This window comes from Streptomyces sp. NPDC001851, assembly GCF_040297165.1.
Lineage (GTDB): Bacteria > Actinomycetota > Actinomycetes > Streptomycetales > Streptomycetaceae > Streptomyces.
The window spans coordinates 395,234-410,360 of record NZ_JBEOYR010000002.1; the positions used below are offsets into that span (position 1 = coordinate 395,234).

Annotated in this window: 12 protein-coding genes and 1 rRNA gene; 11 read left to right on the forward strand and 2 right to left on the reverse strand. The window is 71.1% G+C overall.

Annotated features, from left to right (window positions below; genetic code table 11):
- Positions 1–57 precede the first annotated feature (57 nt).
- Positions 58–1,425 carry a S53 family peptidase gene (locus ABT171_RS04965; RefSeq protein ID WP_351239881.1) on the forward strand — a complete coding sequence of 456 codons (1,368 nt, stop codon included), beginning with the start codon at positions 58–60 and terminating at the stop codon, positions 1,423–1,425.
- A 148-nt stretch (positions 1,426–1,573) separates the two neighbouring features.
- On the opposite strand, the gene ABT171_RS04970 is transcribed toward ABT171_RS04965, so the two are convergent.
- Positions 1,574–2,215 carry a TetR/AcrR family transcriptional regulator gene (locus tag ABT171_RS04970; protein ID WP_351239883.1) on the reverse strand — a complete coding sequence of 214 codons (642 nt, stop codon included), beginning with the start codon at positions 2,213–2,215 and terminating at the stop codon, positions 1,574–1,576.
- Between the two features lie 220 nt (positions 2,216–2,435).
- On the opposite strand from ABT171_RS04970, the gene ABT171_RS04975 reads away from it, so the two are divergent.
- The 10 genes from ABT171_RS04975 (at position 2,436) to ABT171_RS05020 (ending at position 14,788) form a co-directional block, all read left to right on the forward strand.
- The gene (locus tag ABT171_RS04975; RefSeq protein WP_351239885.1) at positions 2,436–3,758 is read left to right on the forward strand and encodes a UDP-glucose dehydrogenase family protein; all 1,323 of its coding nucleotides are present in this window, start codon (positions 2,436–2,438) and stop codon (positions 3,756–3,758) included.
- Between the two features lie 129 nt (positions 3,759–3,887).
- The gene (locus ABT171_RS04980) at positions 3,888–5,096 is read left to right on the forward strand and encodes a glycosyltransferase (protein ID WP_351239887.1); all 1,209 of its coding nucleotides are present in this window, start codon (positions 3,888–3,890) and stop codon (positions 5,094–5,096) included.
- Between the two features lie 102 nt (positions 5,097–5,198).
- Positions 5,199–6,815 carry an MDR family MFS transporter gene (locus ABT171_RS04985; RefSeq protein ID WP_351239889.1) on the forward strand — a complete coding sequence of 539 codons (1,617 nt, stop codon included), beginning with the start codon at positions 5,199–5,201 and terminating at the stop codon, positions 6,813–6,815.
- A gap of 225 nt (positions 6,816–7,040) precedes the next feature.
- Positions 7,041–7,349: a DUF8827 family protein gene (locus tag ABT171_RS04990; RefSeq protein ID WP_014673544.1), complete on the forward strand. Its 309-nt coding sequence runs from the start codon at positions 7,041–7,043 to the stop codon at positions 7,347–7,349.
- Positions 7,350–7,442: 93 nt separating this feature from the next.
- Positions 7,443–8,273: a DUF8175 domain-containg protein gene (locus tag ABT171_RS04995; RefSeq protein WP_351239892.1), complete on the forward strand. Its 831-nt coding sequence runs from the start codon at positions 7,443–7,445 to the stop codon at positions 8,271–8,273.
- Positions 8,263–9,606 carry a hypothetical protein gene (locus ABT171_RS05000; protein ID WP_351239894.1) on the forward strand — a complete coding sequence of 448 codons (1,344 nt, stop codon included), beginning with the start codon at positions 8,263–8,265 and terminating at the stop codon, positions 9,604–9,606. Before ABT171_RS04995 ends, ABT171_RS05000 begins: the two co-directional genes overlap by 11 nt.
- Positions 9,603–11,162: an SCO6880 family protein gene (locus tag ABT171_RS05005; RefSeq protein WP_351239896.1), complete on the forward strand. Its 1,560-nt coding sequence runs from the start codon at positions 9,603–9,605 to the stop codon at positions 11,160–11,162. The genes ABT171_RS05000 and ABT171_RS05005 overlap by 4 nt, the downstream gene beginning before the upstream one ends.
- Before the next feature lie 14 nt (positions 11,163–11,176).
- The gene (locus ABT171_RS05010) at positions 11,177–12,601 is read left to right on the forward strand and encodes an ATP-binding protein (protein WP_351239898.1); all 1,425 of its coding nucleotides are present in this window, start codon (positions 11,177–11,179) and stop codon (positions 12,599–12,601) included.
- A 46-nt stretch (positions 12,602–12,647) separates the two neighbouring features.
- Positions 12,648–14,195, forward strand: a complete 1,548-nt coding sequence (locus ABT171_RS05015; RefSeq protein WP_351239900.1) for a type IV secretory system conjugative DNA transfer family protein — start codon at positions 12,648–12,650, stop codon at positions 14,193–14,195.
- A gap of 41 nt (positions 14,196–14,236) precedes the next feature.
- Positions 14,237–14,788 (forward strand): cysteine hydrolase family protein, encoded by a 552-nt coding sequence (locus ABT171_RS05020; RefSeq protein WP_351239902.1) that lies wholly within the window; start codon positions 14,237–14,239, stop codon positions 14,786–14,788.
- Between the two features lie 63 nt (positions 14,789–14,851).
- On the opposite strand, the gene rrf is transcribed toward ABT171_RS05020, so the two are convergent.
- Positions 14,852–14,968, reverse strand: a 5S ribosomal RNA gene (gene rrf, locus ABT171_RS05025).
- Positions 14,969–15,127 lie beyond the last annotated feature (159 nt).

Consider the following 15,127-nt stretch of genomic DNA (forward strand, 5'->3'; position numbering starts at 1 on the left):
CACTGGTGGACCCCCACACCCGCAGGCCTCTGCCCACCACTTCCAGGAGGCTGTACCTTGCGTACGTCCACCCCCGACCACCCCCGCATACGCGGCAGATGGAGCCGCATCGGCTCGGCCGCCGCGGCCACCGCCGCACTCCTCGCCGCCGGACTCGGCACCGCCGCCCACGCGAACGCGGACACCGCCGCCGCGCCCCACAAGGTGAGCGCCAGGACCATCGCCGCCCAGGTCGCCCAGGCCCATGTGCGCTACGAGAAGGCGTGCGCGGCGACCCCGAAGAAGGGCTACGCGGCCTGCGACGCCCTGCGTGTCACGGGCGGCACCACCGCCTTCATGGAGAAGCAGGCCGCCCTGAAGGGCATCGCGCCGAAGACCGTCTCGCCGAAGGCCGCCTCCGACTCCCCGACCGGCTACGGCCCGAGCGACATCCAGTCGGCCTACGGCCTGGCCGACGCCGCCTCCTCGAACGGCTCCGGCGAGACCGTCGCCATCGTCGACGCCTACGACGACCCGAACGCGGAGTCCGACCTCGCGGCGTACCGGTCGTACTACGGCCTGCCGGACTGCACCACCGACAACGGCTGCTTCAGCAAGGTCGGCCAGACCGGCTCGACGACCTCCCTCCCCTCCGCCGACAGCGGCTGGGCCGGTGAGATCTCCCTCGACCTCGACATGGTCAGCGCCACCTGCCCGAACTGCAACATCCTGCTGGTCGAGGCGAAGTCGGCGAGCGACGCCAACCTGGGCACCGCGGTGAACGAGGCGGTCAAGCTGGGCGCCAAGTTCGTCTCCAACAGCTACGGCGGCGCGGAGTCCTCCTCCGACACCACGTACGACTCCTCGTACTACAAGCACCCGGGCGTCGCCATCACCGCCAGCGCGGGCGACGAGGCCTACGGCGCCGAGTACCCGGCCGCCTCGAAGTACGTGACCGCCGTCGGCGGCACCGCCCTCAAGACCTCCTCCAGCAGCCGCGGCTGGACCGAGTCCGTCTGGCACACCTCCAGCACCGAGGGCACCGGCTCCGGCTGCTCCGCCTACGACGCCAAGCCCAGCTGGCAGACCGACTCCGGCTGCGCCAAGCGCATGATCGCCGACGTGTCCGCCGTGGCCGACCCCGCCACCGGCGTCTCGGTCTACGACACCTACGGCTCCGACGGCACCGGCTGGAACACCTACGGCGGCACCAGCGCCTCCGCGCCGATCATCGCCTCGGTCTACGCCCTGGCCGGCACGCCGGGCAGCAGCGACTACCCGGCCCAGTACCCGTACCGGGCGGCCGGCACCTCCGCCCTCAACGACGTCACCAGCGGCAGCAACGGCACCTGCTCCACCTCGTACTTCTGCACCGCCCGGTCCGGCTACGACGGCCCGACCGGCTGGGGCACCCCCGAGGGCACGGACGCCTTCGGCGCGAGCTGAGCACCACCTGAACCACCCCGTCGGGTCACGGGGAGCCGCCAGGTGAGGGGGACGTGGGGTTCCCTCGGCGGCGCGGGAGGGAACACGGGCCGCGGCATCCAGCCGCGGCCCGTGTTCCTGTTCCGGGCACCTGCCCCACGCGGCCTCCCTACTCCGGGCACGCCCCCTGCTCGTCGTCGCGTTCCGGCGCCGGGTCCAGCAGGACGTCGATGCCCGCCCGCAGATACCGCTCCACCGTGGCGTCCGGCGCCGAGGCCAGGGCGGGGGGACGGATCTCCGTGCGCAGCAGGCTGGTGCCGAGCATCCAGGCCGCCAGGAGTTCCGCGCGCAGGTCGGCGTCGGGGCCGCCGAGGCGGGCGGCCAGGCGCCTGGAGAACACCTCCGTGAACTCCGCGCGCAACCGCCCCACCGCCTCGTCCCGGCCGGAGGACCGCAGCACGGACAGCACCGGGTGCGGGAAGTCGCCTTCCGCCGGCGCGCCCAGCAGCAGCGCGCAGAACCAGTCGGGGATCGTCTCGACCGGCTCCTCCAGCAGCGGTTCGAATATCTTGCCGGTCCCCGCCACGTCGTTGAACAACGCTTCCTTCGAGCCGAAGTAGCGGTAGACGAGGGCGGCGTCCACACCCACGTCGCCCGCGATGTCGCGCACGCTGGTGCCCTCGTAGCCGTACTTGCCGAAGCGGAGGACCGCGGCGCCCCTGAGCGCGGTACGCGTGGCCGAGGCCGAGCGTCTGCGGGCCGGGCGGCGGGCCGCTGCCTCCGGCGCCTTGCCGTCCTGCGTTTCCCTCACGTCACCGTACCTCCGTCGTCTTCGGCCCTTCAGCCCTCCGCCCATATTCGAGTCTGCGGCGGCTGTCTCAAAGTCACCGACCGATGTCATCAATCGTTGACTTCCGTTCGCGCCCCGTGCCATACCTGTGCCAGGTCAACGATTGATGACTCAACCGCCCGCACAGCCGGCTGTGCCGAGGCCGCGCGGGCACCCCACCGACCGGAAAGGGTGATCCCCTGTGCCTGCTCGACGCGTCGCCGTGATCGGAACCGGGTACGTCGGCCTGACCACCGGTGCCTGCCTGGCCTCCCTCGGCCACTCCGTGGTGTGCGCGGACGCCGACCCGCACAAGGTCGAGCGGCTGCGCGAGGCCCGGGTGGACATCCTGGAACCCGGCCTGCCCGAGACCGTCCGGGACGCCCTGGAGGCGGACCGGCTCGACTTCACCGGTGACACCGCGGCCGCCGTCGCCGAGGCCGAGGTGGTGTTCCTGTGCCTGCCCACGCCCATGGGCGCGGGCGGCGCGGCCGATCTCGCCGCCGTGGAGGCCGTCGCCGGGCAGATCCGCGAGGTGCTGCCGCCCGGCTGTGTCGTCGTCAACAAGTCCACCGTGCCGGTCGGCACCGGCGAGCGCGTCGCCGCGCTCCTCGGCCGGACGGACGTGACCGTGGTGAGCAACCCCGAGTTCCTGCGCGAGGGCCGCGCCGTCCATGACTTCCTGCACCCCGACCGCATCGTGATCGGCGCCGCCGACCGGCAGGCCGCCCGGCTCGTGGCCGACCTGTACGCCGGCCTGGACGCCCCGCTGGTGCTGACCGATCCCGCCAGCGCCGAACTGACCAAGTACGCGGCGAACTTCTTCCTCGCGATGAAGCTGTCCTTCGCCAACAACCTCGCCACCGTCTGCGAGCACTTCGGCGCCGACATCGCCGATGTCACCGAGGGCCTCGGACGCGATCCGCGCATCGGCTCCGCGTTCCTGCGGCCCGGGCCCGGCTGGGGCGGCTCCTGCCTGCCCAAGGACACCCACGCCCTGCTGACCGCGTGCGACCGGGCCGGGGTCGACTTCCCGCTGCTGCGCGCCACCATCGAGACCAACGTCACCCACCAGCGGCGACTCGTCCAGCAGGTCGCCACCGCGTGCGGGCGCGGCGAGGACGGCTCGCTGCACGGCGTACGACTCGCCCTGTACGGCCTGACCTTCAAGGCCGGCACCTCCGACCTGCGCGACTCGCCCGCGCTCGCCGTCGCCCGGCTGCTGCGCGAGAAGGGTGCCGAACTGACCGCGTACGACCCGGCGTTGCGCGAGCAGCGGCCCGACCTGAGCGATCTGGTCGACCTCATGGACGACCCGGTGCGGGCGGCGGAGGGGGCCGCGGCCTGTGTGGTCCTCACCGAGTGGCCCCAGCTGCGCGACCTGGACTGGGCGGCGATCGCCGCGCGCATGGCCGGCCGGGAGGTCCACGACTTCCGCAACCTGCTGGACGCGGACCGGCTCGCGCGGGCCGGACTGGTCTGGCAGGGCATCGGACGCGCGGCGGCGCCGACCCGGGCGGCATGAGCGGCGTACCCCGCGGCCCCTCCTCCCCCGCCACCGAAGAGTCCGAGAGAACCGAAGAGTCCCAGAACCGACGAGCCCCAGAACCGACGAGCCCCAGAACCGAAGCGTCCCGAGAGAAAGGCTCACCCCATGCGCGTTCTGTGCACCACGCTCGGCAGTCCCTCCCACGGCCGGGCCCAACTGCCCCTGCTGCGCGCCCTGGCCGCGGCCGGGCACCAGGTGCTGGTGGTCACCAGCGAGGCCCTCGCCCCCGTCTTCCGTGACGACGACGTCCGGGTGGACGCCGCCTTACCCGAATTCGACCCGATGGCCCGGATGGCACCGTACCTCGCCGAACTCCAGGACACCGCCGACCCGGAGGAGCGGATGGCGGCGATGAACCGGCTGGTGCTGCGGGCCCTGGCCGGGCCGGGCGTCAAGCCGCACCTGGACATCCTGCTCCCCCGCGCCCGGGACTTCCGCCCCGATCTGATCCTGCGCGACGGCATGGACATGGCCGCCGTGCTCACTGCCGAGCTGCTGGACGTACCGCAGCTGCCGACCCCCTCCGGGTTCAGCAACAGGCTGGACCCCGCCGAGGTGCTGGAGCAGCTCAACCAGCGGCGCCGGGAGGCGGGGCTGCCCGAGTCGGACGACCCGCTGTCCGTCGTACCGCACGGCCGCGTCGACTACGTGCCGCCCGCCTTCTCCTTCGCCCGGCACCTGCCCCGGGCCCTGGCCTACCGGCAGACGGTGGACGTCGAGCGCGGCGCGGTGCTGCCCGAGTGGGCCGCCGGACTGCGCACGGACCGGCCACTGGTGTACGCCGCGATCGGCACCGCCCTGCCGGTGCTGCGCGAACGCGCGGCGGGCCGGTCGGCGCCGCCGCCCATCGAGATGCCGGACCCGGCCGAGAGCCTGCGCGCGATCGCGGGCGCGGCGACGGAGCTGGACGACTGCACGGTGGTCGTGTCGACGTCCGGGATCCCGCTGGACACCGAAGGGCTGCCCGGGCACATCCACGTCACCGACCGGGTGCCGCAGCCGCTGCTGCTGGAGTCGGTCGACCTGTTCCTCACCCACGGCGGCTTCAACAGCATCCGCGAGGCGATGCGCACCGGTACGCCGCTGGCCGTCCTGCCGCACTTCGGGGACCAGCACGCCAACGCGGACCGTGTGGAGGAGCTGGGCCTGGGCCGCCACCTCACCGACCGGAGCGCGGCCGGCATCGCCGACGTGTGCCGCAAGCTCCTCGCCGACCCGGCGCCCCGGGCACGGGCCCGGTCGGCCCAGCTGGCGATGCTCGCCCTGCCGGGGATCGAGCACGCGGTCGCCGACCTGGAGGAGCTCGCCGGCTGACCGGCCGGACGCCGGGCCGGGGACCGGCCGGGACACCTGCCCGCCCCCGGCCCACCCGGCCCCGCCCGCTCCCCACCCCCGAGGCTCCGCCAAGGACGGCACATGACGTTCTCCGACACCCAGCACCAGGGCGCGGCAGGGGATGCGCCCGCACGGCTCAGCCACCGGCAGATCACCACCGTCATGTCCGGGCTGGTACTCGGCATGTTCCTGGGGGCGCTGGACCAGACGGTGGTCTCCTCCGCGCTGCGCACCATCGCCGACGACCTGCACGGGCTGACGGCCCAGGCGTGGGTGACCACCGCGTACCTCATCACCGCCACCATCGCGACGCCGCTGTACGGCAAGCTCTCCGACATCCACGGCCGCCGGCCCGTCTACCTCGCCGCGATCGCCCTGTTCACGGCCGGCTCACTGCTGTGCGGATGCGCCGGGTCGATCTACCAGCTCGCGGCGTTCCGCGCCGTGCAGGGACTCGGCGGCGGCGGGCTGATGTCGCTGGCGATGACGATCGTCGCCGACCTCACCACCCCGCGCGAAAGGGGCCGCTACCAGGGCTGGTTCATGGCCGTTTTCGGCGGCGCCAGCATCGTCGGCCCGCTGGTGGGCGGCGCCTTCGCCGACCGGGCCACCCTGCTCGGCATCGCCGGCTGGCGCTGGATCTTCCTGGTCAACGTCCCGCTCGCCGCCGCGGCCGCCGTGACGATCGTCCGGGTACTGCGCTTCCCGCACCGGCGGGTCCGGCACCGGCTCGACCACCCCGGAGCACTCGCCCTGGCCCTGGCGCTGGTACCGCTGCTGACCGTCGCCGAGCAGGGCCGCACCTGGGGCTGGGGCTCGCCCCTCGCCCTGCTGATGTACGCGATCGGCGGACTCGGCCTCGCCTCGTTCGTCATCGCGGAGCGCCGGATGGGCGACGCCGCCCTGCTGCCGCCGCGCCTGTTCCGCATCCGCGCCTTCCGCCTCGGCGTCGGACTGCACTTCGTCGTGGGCGTCGGCATGTTCGGCGCGATGACGACACTGCCGCTCTACCTCCAGCTCGTACGCGGCATGAGCCCCATGGCGGCCGGTCTGGCCACCCTGCCCACGGTCGCGGCCAATCTCACGGTGACGCTGCTGGTGGGCCGGCTGATCGCCCGGACCGGCCGGTTCAAGGCGCATCTCGTCGCCGGTCTCGGCTCGTTCACCGCCGCGATGCTCGTCTTCGCCACGCTGCGCGTGCACAGCCCGCTGTGGCACGCGTCGCTCGGCATGGCCCTGATGGGCGCGGGGCTCGGCGCGTCGATGCAGACGCTCACCACACTCGCGCAGTGCGAGGTGCCCCGCGCGGACATGGGCGCGGCGACGGCGTCGGTCAACTTCTTCCGCTCCAACGGCGGCACGGTCGGCACCACGGCGTTCCTGTCGATCCTGTTCACCACGGCGGCCGGCCGTATCACCGGCCGACTGGCCGAAGCCCGCCACGACCCGGCCTACCGCCACCTCCTGGCCCGGCCCGACACCGCCCACGCCCTGTCAGGCGTGCTGCGCCCCGGCGGAGGTGTCACCCTGGAGGACTCCGCCTTCCTGCGCACCCTCGACCCCCGCGCGGCACTCCCCTTCCTGGAGGGGTACGTCGCCTCGATGCGCCTCGTCTTCCTCACCGGCGCCGCCGTGTCCCTGGTGGCCTTCCTGATCACGGCCTGGCGGGTACCGGACCTCACGCTCTCCGACGAGTAGCCGAGAGACCAACGACGGAACCACACGACAGGTTCCGGTCGCACCTCGTTGCCCGGCGTGACCTGCCGTGATACACAGAGTGACCGTACGGCCTATTCGTACGAAACCCGCCAGCCAATGACGTCAAGTCGACATACGTTGGCGACGTTGTCGGCGACAATGAGGCCTGACCTCTGCACACCGCAGGGGGCCAAGCGGAACTACCCACCAGGGGCGGTGACTTACATGCTCTTTGCGGCCGACAAGGGAGACATCAACACCATCATCGGCGGTATCGCTCCGGACTGGGGCCCGTTCGGCAGCCTGGGCAACGAGGCCAAGGTGATGATCGAGGTGGTGATGGCCGTGGCCATCCTGCTCTGCCTCGGCATCGCGGTCTGGGGCGCGGCGAAGCAACGCATCGGCGCCACGGCCCTGCGCGACACCTTCAGCGCGGAACAGGGCAAGGGCCTCATCATCGCCGGCCTGACCGGGGTCTTCATCATCGGCTCCCTCGGCACCCTGTTCACCATCGTGTACGGCATGGCGGTCTGACCCCTCCCTGATGTCGAGTCACCACACCGCGCCCGCGCGGGAACCAGCACGGCTACCGTCGTATCTCTACGAGGTGGAGAGGGCGTACGCGGCATGAACCCCGGAGACGAGCAGGCCTACCCCGACTACGGCGACACGGGCCACACCCGCACCCGCCTCCCCGACACCGACCCCTACGGCGGCGCCCCCCGCCGCGCCCCCCGCCGCTCCTCCTCCCGAAGCCTGGCCACGGTGGTCGGCGTGGTGATCCTCCTCATCGCCGCAATCGCTTTCGCCAACAGAGACGACAACTCGTCCGCCGACGGCTCGACCGCAAGGACCGACAAGCCGACGACCGCCCCCACGGCGGCCAGCGGAACACAGCCCGTGGACACGAAGTCCGCCGGTGTACCGACGGGATACGCCCACACGGAGCAGGGCGCACAGTCGGCGGCCACGAACTACGCCGTGGCGCTTGGCTCGACCGGCATGTTCAAGAAGGGCAGCCGCAACACCCTCCTGCAGATTCTTTACACCCGCGAGGCGGCGGCCCGGCTTGAGGGCCCGATGGACCAGGCGTACTCCACCGACTTCCTCGCCAAGATGGGCCTCGACGCAGCGGGCAACCCGCCCAAGGGCAACACGTTCGTCTCCCGGGTGGTCCCGGTCGGCACAACGGTGCAGCAATACACGGACAACGACGCCAAGGTCGCGGTCTGGTACCTGGGGCTCATCGGCATGGCCGGCACCACCTCGACCGACCCGGTCACCTCGTCATGGAAAACATGGACGTTCGACCTACAGTGGTCCGACGGCGACTGGAAGATCGTCTCGGACACTCAGAAGGACGGCCCCGCACCGGTCCCCGGCGATGACAAGGCCGCTACCTCCGACGAGATCAGCAAAGCCATCGAAGAGTACGGAGGGTTCACGTATGCCCGGTAGCCCGCAACGTGCGTTCAAGCTCGCCGGAGTCGTGACAGCCGTACAGACCAGCGTCGTGTTGCTGGCCACGCGCGCCTTCGCCGCGCCCTCGCCCACTCCTTACGGCAGCCCGTCCCCCTCACCGACGAAGAGCAAGTACAACTGCGGCGTCATCTCCGGCGAGGCCAAGAAATACTGCGAACGCGGCAACATCACCAGCGGATCCGGCGGTGGGAACGTCCCGGACACCTCCACCCTCGACCCCTTGTCCTCGCTGGCCAAGGGCTGTGCCGAGGCCGCCGCCTGGACGGTGGACAAGCTCAGCAAAGCCGTGAAGGAGACCGCCAACGTCGACTTCACCAACCCCAAGTTCCTGCAGCAGTACGCCATCGTCTTCGCCGCCTCCACGATCCTGACCCTCCTGCTGTGGCTGCTCGCCGTAGCCAAGCGAGCCGTGCGCGGCGTGCCGCTCACCACCGCCATCTCCGAGGCCATCGGCTTCCTGTGGCTCACGGTGCTCGCCTCCGCCTTCACCCCGCTGATCCTGTACACCGTCGTGTCCGCGACCGACGGCGTGACGGACGTCCTCGCCAAGGCCACCGGCGACCAGGCCGACACGTTCTTCGGCACCTTCTCCGGCGCCCTCAGCAAGGGCACGAACATCGGCGGCGGCCCGATCATGCTGATCGTCGTCTCCCTCGTAAGCATCCTCGCCGCCGGCGTCCTGTGGCTGGAGCTGGTCATCAGGGCCGCCCTCCTCTACGTCGGCGCCCTCCTCGGCACCGTCGTCTACGCAGGACTCGTCGACAAGAACCTATGGGGGCACGTACGACGCTGGGCGGGCATCATGATCGCCGTCATCCTCGTCAAGCCCGTCATCGTCATCGTCCTCGGCCTCGCCGGCGCACTCTCCTCCGGCAACGGCCCCGACGCCTTCTCCGCCGTGGTCTCCGGCCTCGCCATCATCCTGCTCGCCATCTTCGCCAGCGCGATGATCTACCGCTTCGTCCCCGGCTTCGGCGACGAGATCGCGAACGGCCGCAACAACCGCATCATGCAGGGCGCCGAGAGCAAGGCCGCCGCCGTCATCAGCTCCCCCGCCACCCTCGTCGCCCAGGGCATCAAGACCCACAGCACCCGCGCCGGCAACAACGGAGCGGCACCGGGCGGCTCCAGCGCCCCCCGCCCCGCCAACCCCGCCACCGGCGGAGTCGCCGCCCACAGCAGCCGTACCCCCACCGGGGGCGGCGGAGCCGTCCCCTCCGCCACGCCCGCGCCCCGCGCGCCCAGCCCGGTCAACACCCCGCACGCAGGCAACACCCGCAACAACCGCACGGGAGGTGAAGGGCGTTGACGACCGAGTCCCACCTGTCCCATCCGGTCACGCCCCGCCGTACATATCTGATCGGCCGCGCCCGGCCGAACGCGATCATCGGCCGGAACCGCGAGTCCGGCGAGATCGTGCTGATCATCGCGGGCGCGTTCCTCGGCATGGTGTGCGGCCTCGTCGTCCCGGTCCTGTCCCTGCGGATCGTGCTGCTGATGGGCTTCCCGCTGCTCGCGCTCGCCGCGGTCTACGTGCCGTACAAGCGCCGCACCTTCTACCGGTGGTTCGAGATCAACCGCAGTTTCAAACGGACCGTCAAGGGCGGCCAGGCCGTCTACCGCTCGGCCGCCATGGAAGCCGGCACCCGCCTCGACGGACGCGAGGTCGAAGTCGGCCCGCCCCCCGGCATCGGGCGGATCACCTGGCTCGCCGCGCCCTTCGGACCCGACGAGATCGCCGTACTGCTGCACGCCGACCGCAAGACCGTCACCGCCGCCATCGAGATCGAGGGCCCCGGCGTCGGCCTGCGCGACTCCGAGGACCAGGAGGCCCTGGTCGACCGCTTCGGCACGCTGCTCAAGCACGTCGCCAACGGAGACGGGTTCGTGACCCGGCTGCAGATGCTCGCCCGCACCCTGCCCGCCGACCCCGACGCGCACGCCAAGGACGTCGCCCTGCGCGGCGACGACCGCTCCCTGGAATGGCTCCAGCGGTCGTACGACCAACTGCAGTCCATGGTCTCCACCAGCAGCGAGCAGCACCGCGCCTACCTCGTCGCCTGCATGCACTACAACCGCGAGCTGGCCGCCGAGGCCCAGGCCATGGCCCGCGCCGTCCGCACCCAGGGCGGCAAGGTCGACCGGGACGCCGGCCTCGCCGTCGTCATGGCCCGCGAACTCACCGACATCTGCTCGCGGCTCCAGGAGGCCGACATCCGGGTACGGCAGCCGCTGGGACAGGGGCGGCTGGCCTCCCTGATCCACTCCATGTACGACCCCGACCACCCCATCGACCACATCCAGGCCATGACCCAACGCAACGCCTGGCCGGCCGAGCTCGACGCCATGGAGCCCACCTACCTCCAGGCCAAGACCCGGGAGTCGACGACCCGCGCCCCCTGGTGCCACGCCACCGCCTGGGTGAAGGAATGGCCCATGACCCCGGTCGGCGTCAACTTCCTCGCCCCGCTCCTCGTCCACACCCCGGACGTCATCCGAACGGTCGCCGTGACGATGGATCTCGAACCCACCGAGGTAGCCATCGAACGCATGCTGACCGAGAAGACCAACGACGAGGCCGAGGCCTCCCGCGCCGCCAAGATGAACCGCACCGTCGACCCACGGGACATCGCCGCCCACAACCGGCTCGACCAGAGAGGCGAAGACCTCGCCAGCGGTGCCGCCGGCGTCAACCTCGTCGGCTACATCACCGTCTCGGCCCGCTCTCCGGAGGCCCTCAACCGCGACAAGCGGACCATAAGGGCCTCCGCGGGAAAGTCGTACCTGAAACTGGAGTGGTGCGACCGCGAGCACCACCGCGCCTTCGTGAACACACTTCCCTTCGCCACCGGCATCCGCAGGTAGGGGCTGATTCTCCGATGCGGGATCCGCTGTCCGTCCTCACCGACGCCTTCACCTCCTTCCTCTTCGGGAAGGTCGAGACCACCCGGCTGCCGGTACGCACCTCCACCGGCCAGGCCCAGGCGGTCTACCTGCCCACGGCCGCGCCCGGCCTCGGCGACTCCGGCGTCATCATCGGCCGCGAGGTCTACTCCGGAAAGGGCTACATCTACGACCCCTTCCAGCTGTACGGCCAGCAGCTCCCGGCCCCGCACTGGCTCGTCCTCGGCGAGTCCGGCAACGGCAAGTCGGCCCTGGAGAAGACGTACGTCCTGCGCCAGCTGCGCTTCAAGGACCGCCAGGTCGTCGTCCTGGACGCCCAGGGCGAGGACGGGGTCGGCGAATGGAACCTCATCGCCGAGGAGCTGGGGATAACTCCCATCCGGCTGGACCCCACGGCGGCGTTGGACCACGGCATCCGGCTCAACCCCCTCGACCCGGCGATCACCACCACCGGACAGCTCGCGCTGCTCCGGACGATCATCGAGGTCGCGATGGGCCACGGCCTCGACGAACGCTCCGGCTTCGCCCTCAAGGTCGCCCACTCCTACGTCAACGAGACGATCGTCCACCGCCAGCCGGTCCTCTCCGACATCGTCGAGCAGCTACGGCACCCCGAACCCGAGTCGGCCGAGGCGATGAACGTCGCCATAGACGACGTACGGGCGTGGGGTCTGGACGTCGCCCTGGTCCTGGACCGCCTGGTCGACGGTGACCTGCGCGGCATGTTCGACGGCCCGACCACGGTCGGCATCGACCTGGACGCCCCGCTGATCGTCTTCGACCTCTCCCACATCGACCGCAACTCCATCGCCATGCCGATCCTCATGGCGATCGTCGGCGTGTGGCTGGAGCACACCTGGATCCGCCCCGACCGGAAGAAGCGCATCTTCCTGGTCGAGGAGGCCTGGCACATCATCAACAGCCCGTTCGTCGCCCAGCTGTTCCAGCGCCTGCTGAAGTTCGGCCGCCGGCTCGGCCTGTCCTTCGTCGCGGTCGTCCACCACCTGTCCGACGTGGTCGACGGGGCCGCGGCCAAGGAGGCGGCGGCGATCCTGAAGATGGCGTCGACCAGGACGATCTACGCCCAGAAGGCGGACGAGGCACGGGCCACCGGCCGCGTCCTGGGTTTGCCGAGGTGGGCGGTGGAAATCATCCCCACACTGACGCCCGGCATCGCCGTATGGGACGTCAACGGCAACGTCCAGGTGGTCAAACACCTGGTCACGGAGACGGAACGCCCGCTGGTCTTCACCGACCGCGCGATGACCGAGTCCGCCAGCGAACACGCGGCCGACGAAGCCCTGCGCGCCGCCGAGCTGGAGGCCGAACAGCGGGCGGCGGCCTTCGTGGAACAACACCTGGAACAACAGCTGGGCGACTCCGAATCCACGGTGGCGTAGCGGGACGGGCAACGGTGGCGCACGGGCAGAAGCAGGGGAGGAACGAGTGAGACCGGACGCTCGCGACCGCCGCGCGGACCGCCGGGACGGCCAGGGAGGCATCCCCGACGGCCTGCTGATCGGCATCCTCGCCTTCCTCCTCGGCATGACCGTGCTGGTGTGGACGGCCACGGGCCTGGCCGCCCTCTTCGCCCGGGGCGCCTGGCCCGAGGGCGTCACCTTCACCCGCACCCCCCTGGCCATGCGCCACCTCATCGGCGCACCCCACGACATCACCGGCGCCTGGCCGGACACCCCCGCCGCCCGGCTGTCCGGCTGGGGACTGTTCTGGGGCCTGTTCATCGGCCAGCTGATGGTCCTGTTCGTCCTCACCATGTTCGTGATGGGAGCCGTGGCCCGCTGGCGGGCGGGGAGAGCCAGGCGGCGCGCCGAGAAGCGGGTGCCACAGGAGGCCGCGGCAGCAGCGGCGCCGGCCCCCCAGGCCACCACACCCGCACCGGCCATGGCCCCGGTGCCCGCACCGGCACCAGCACCCGTGCCGGCACCGCCCGCGACACCCGCAGCAGCCGTGAACCCACCCGCGCCCCTGCCCGAGGTACCCGCGCCCCGCAGCGAGCCCCGGCTCCCGGGCTCGGAGCTCCCCGCGGCCGACGGTGAACGGACGGGTGGGTGGGAGAAAATCCTCACCGCCCCCAGGGACAGCCGCCGGGCGACCGCGGCCCGGGCCATCCAGGACGCACCGGGCCCCACCCTCGTCGTCACCTCGAACCCCGCCCTCTGGTCGGAGACAAAGGACGCCCGAGCCAAACTGGGCCCCACGCTCCTCTACGACCCCGCCCACCTCTGCAACACCCCCGCCCGCCTGCACTGGTCCCCCACCTCCGGCTGCGAGGACAAGCAGACCGCGCTGAACCGAGCGGTAGCGCTCCTCGCCCCCGTACGGCCCACGGCCAAGATCGACCAGGCGGTGGCCGACACGGCCACGACCCTCCTCCGCAGCTACCTCCACGCCGCGGCCCTGGAGAACCGCACCATCCGCCACGTCCACCGATGGTCCCAGGGCACCCAGCTCCAGGAGGCCGTACGCACCCTCCGCACCCACTCCAAGGCCGCCCCCGGGGCCGCGGGCGAGCTCGAAGCGGCGCTCACCGCCCACCCCGAGCGCCGCGACATCGCCCAGGAGCTGACCGGCCGCGCCCTGTCCGCGCTGTCCACGGTCAACATCCGCGAGGCCTGCACCCCCAACCGAACTGATGCGCTCGCCTTGGATTCCTTCGTCTACGAAGGGGGCACGCTTTATGTAGTAGGGGAATCCATCGAGGACCCCAGGACCCGCCCCGGCGCCATGCCCCTCCTGACGGCCCTCGTCTCCAGCGTGGTCGAGCGCGGCCGGCGCATGGCCGAACGGTCATCCTCCGGTCGGCTCGACCCACCACTCACCCTGGTGCTGGACGACATCGCGGCCGTGGCCCCGCTCCCCCAACTCCCCGATCTGCTCTCCACCGGCCAGGACCAGGGCCTGCCGACCCTCGCCCTGCTCCGCTCCCGCGAACAGGCACGCTCCCGCTGGCCGCACCAGGAACTCCCGGTCTAGGCCGGGCCGGTGCACTCCCGGCCTCCCATATTGTGGACGCCATGACAACCCTGCCAGAACGGCCCCACACCGCCCTGCTCGTCATCGACATACAGAACGGCGTGATGGCCCCGAGCTCCCCGAACCGTGACGCGGTCATCGCCAACGTCAGCACCCTGATCGACAGGGCTCGTGCGGCCGGCGCGCCGGTGGTCTGGATCCAGCACGAGGACGAGGACCTGGTGCACGGCACCGAGCCCTGGGAGTACGTACCGGAGCTGAAGCGACTCGGCACCGAGCCCCTCGTCGCCAAGAGCTTCCGTGACTCCTTCGAGGACACCGACCTGGAGTCGGTGCTGGCCGAGCGCGGGGTGGGCCGACTGCTCGTCACGGGCGCACAGACCGACTTCTGCGTCCGCTCGACCCTGCACGGCGCCCTGGTCCGCGGCTACGACGCGACGCTGGTGGCCGATGCCCACACGACGGAGGACCTCACCGCGTACGGCGCACCCGCTCCGGAGCAGGTGATCGCGCATACGAACCTGTACTGGAGCGGCCAGCACGCACCCGGCCGCCGAGGCGGAACGGTGAACACGGCGGACGTCACCTTCTGAGAATGCAGGTTCTGAAAATGCAGAAAGGCCCACGCCATACGGCGTGGGCCTTTCCCAAGAATTGTTCGGCGGCGTCCTACTCTCCCACAGGGTCCCCCCTGCAGTACCATCGGCGCTGTGAGGCTTAGCTTCCGGGTTCGGAATGTAACCGGGCGTTTCCCTCACGCTATGACCACCGAAACACTATGAAACTGACAACCGAACCACGCCGTGGCAACGTGGGGCTGTTCGTGGTTTCAGAACCAACACAGTGGACGCGAGCAACTGAGGACAAGCCCTCGGCCTATTAGTACCGGTCACCTCCACCAGTTACCTGGCTTCCAGATCCGGCCTATCAAC

What these genes read in the sequence shown, in the direction of transcription:
- ABT171_RS04985 (WP_351239889.1), top strand. Translation starts at nt 5,199, where the DNA reads ATGACGTTCTCCGACACCCAGCACCAGGGCGCGGCAGGGGATGCGCCC.
- ABT171_RS04980 (WP_351239887.1), top strand. Translation starts at nt 3,888, where the DNA reads ATGCGCGTTCTGTGCACCACGCTCGGCAGTCCCTCCCACGGCCGGGCC.
- ABT171_RS04995 (WP_351239892.1), top strand. Translation starts at nt 7,443, where the DNA reads ATGAACCCCGGAGACGAGCAGGCCTACCCCGACTACGGCGACACGGGC.
- ABT171_RS05020 (WP_351239902.1), top strand. Translation starts at nt 14,237, where the DNA reads ATGACAACCCTGCCAGAACGGCCCCACACCGCCCTGCTCGTCATCGAC.
- ABT171_RS04990 (WP_014673544.1), top strand. Translation starts at nt 7,041, where the DNA reads ATGCTCTTTGCGGCCGACAAGGGAGACATCAACACCATCATCGGCGGT.
- ABT171_RS05000 (WP_351239894.1), top strand. Translation starts at nt 8,263, where the DNA reads ATGCCCGGTAGCCCGCAACGTGCGTTCAAGCTCGCCGGAGTCGTGACA.
- ABT171_RS05010 (WP_351239898.1), top strand. Translation starts at nt 11,177, where the DNA reads ATGCGGGATCCGCTGTCCGTCCTCACCGACGCCTTCACCTCCTTCCTC.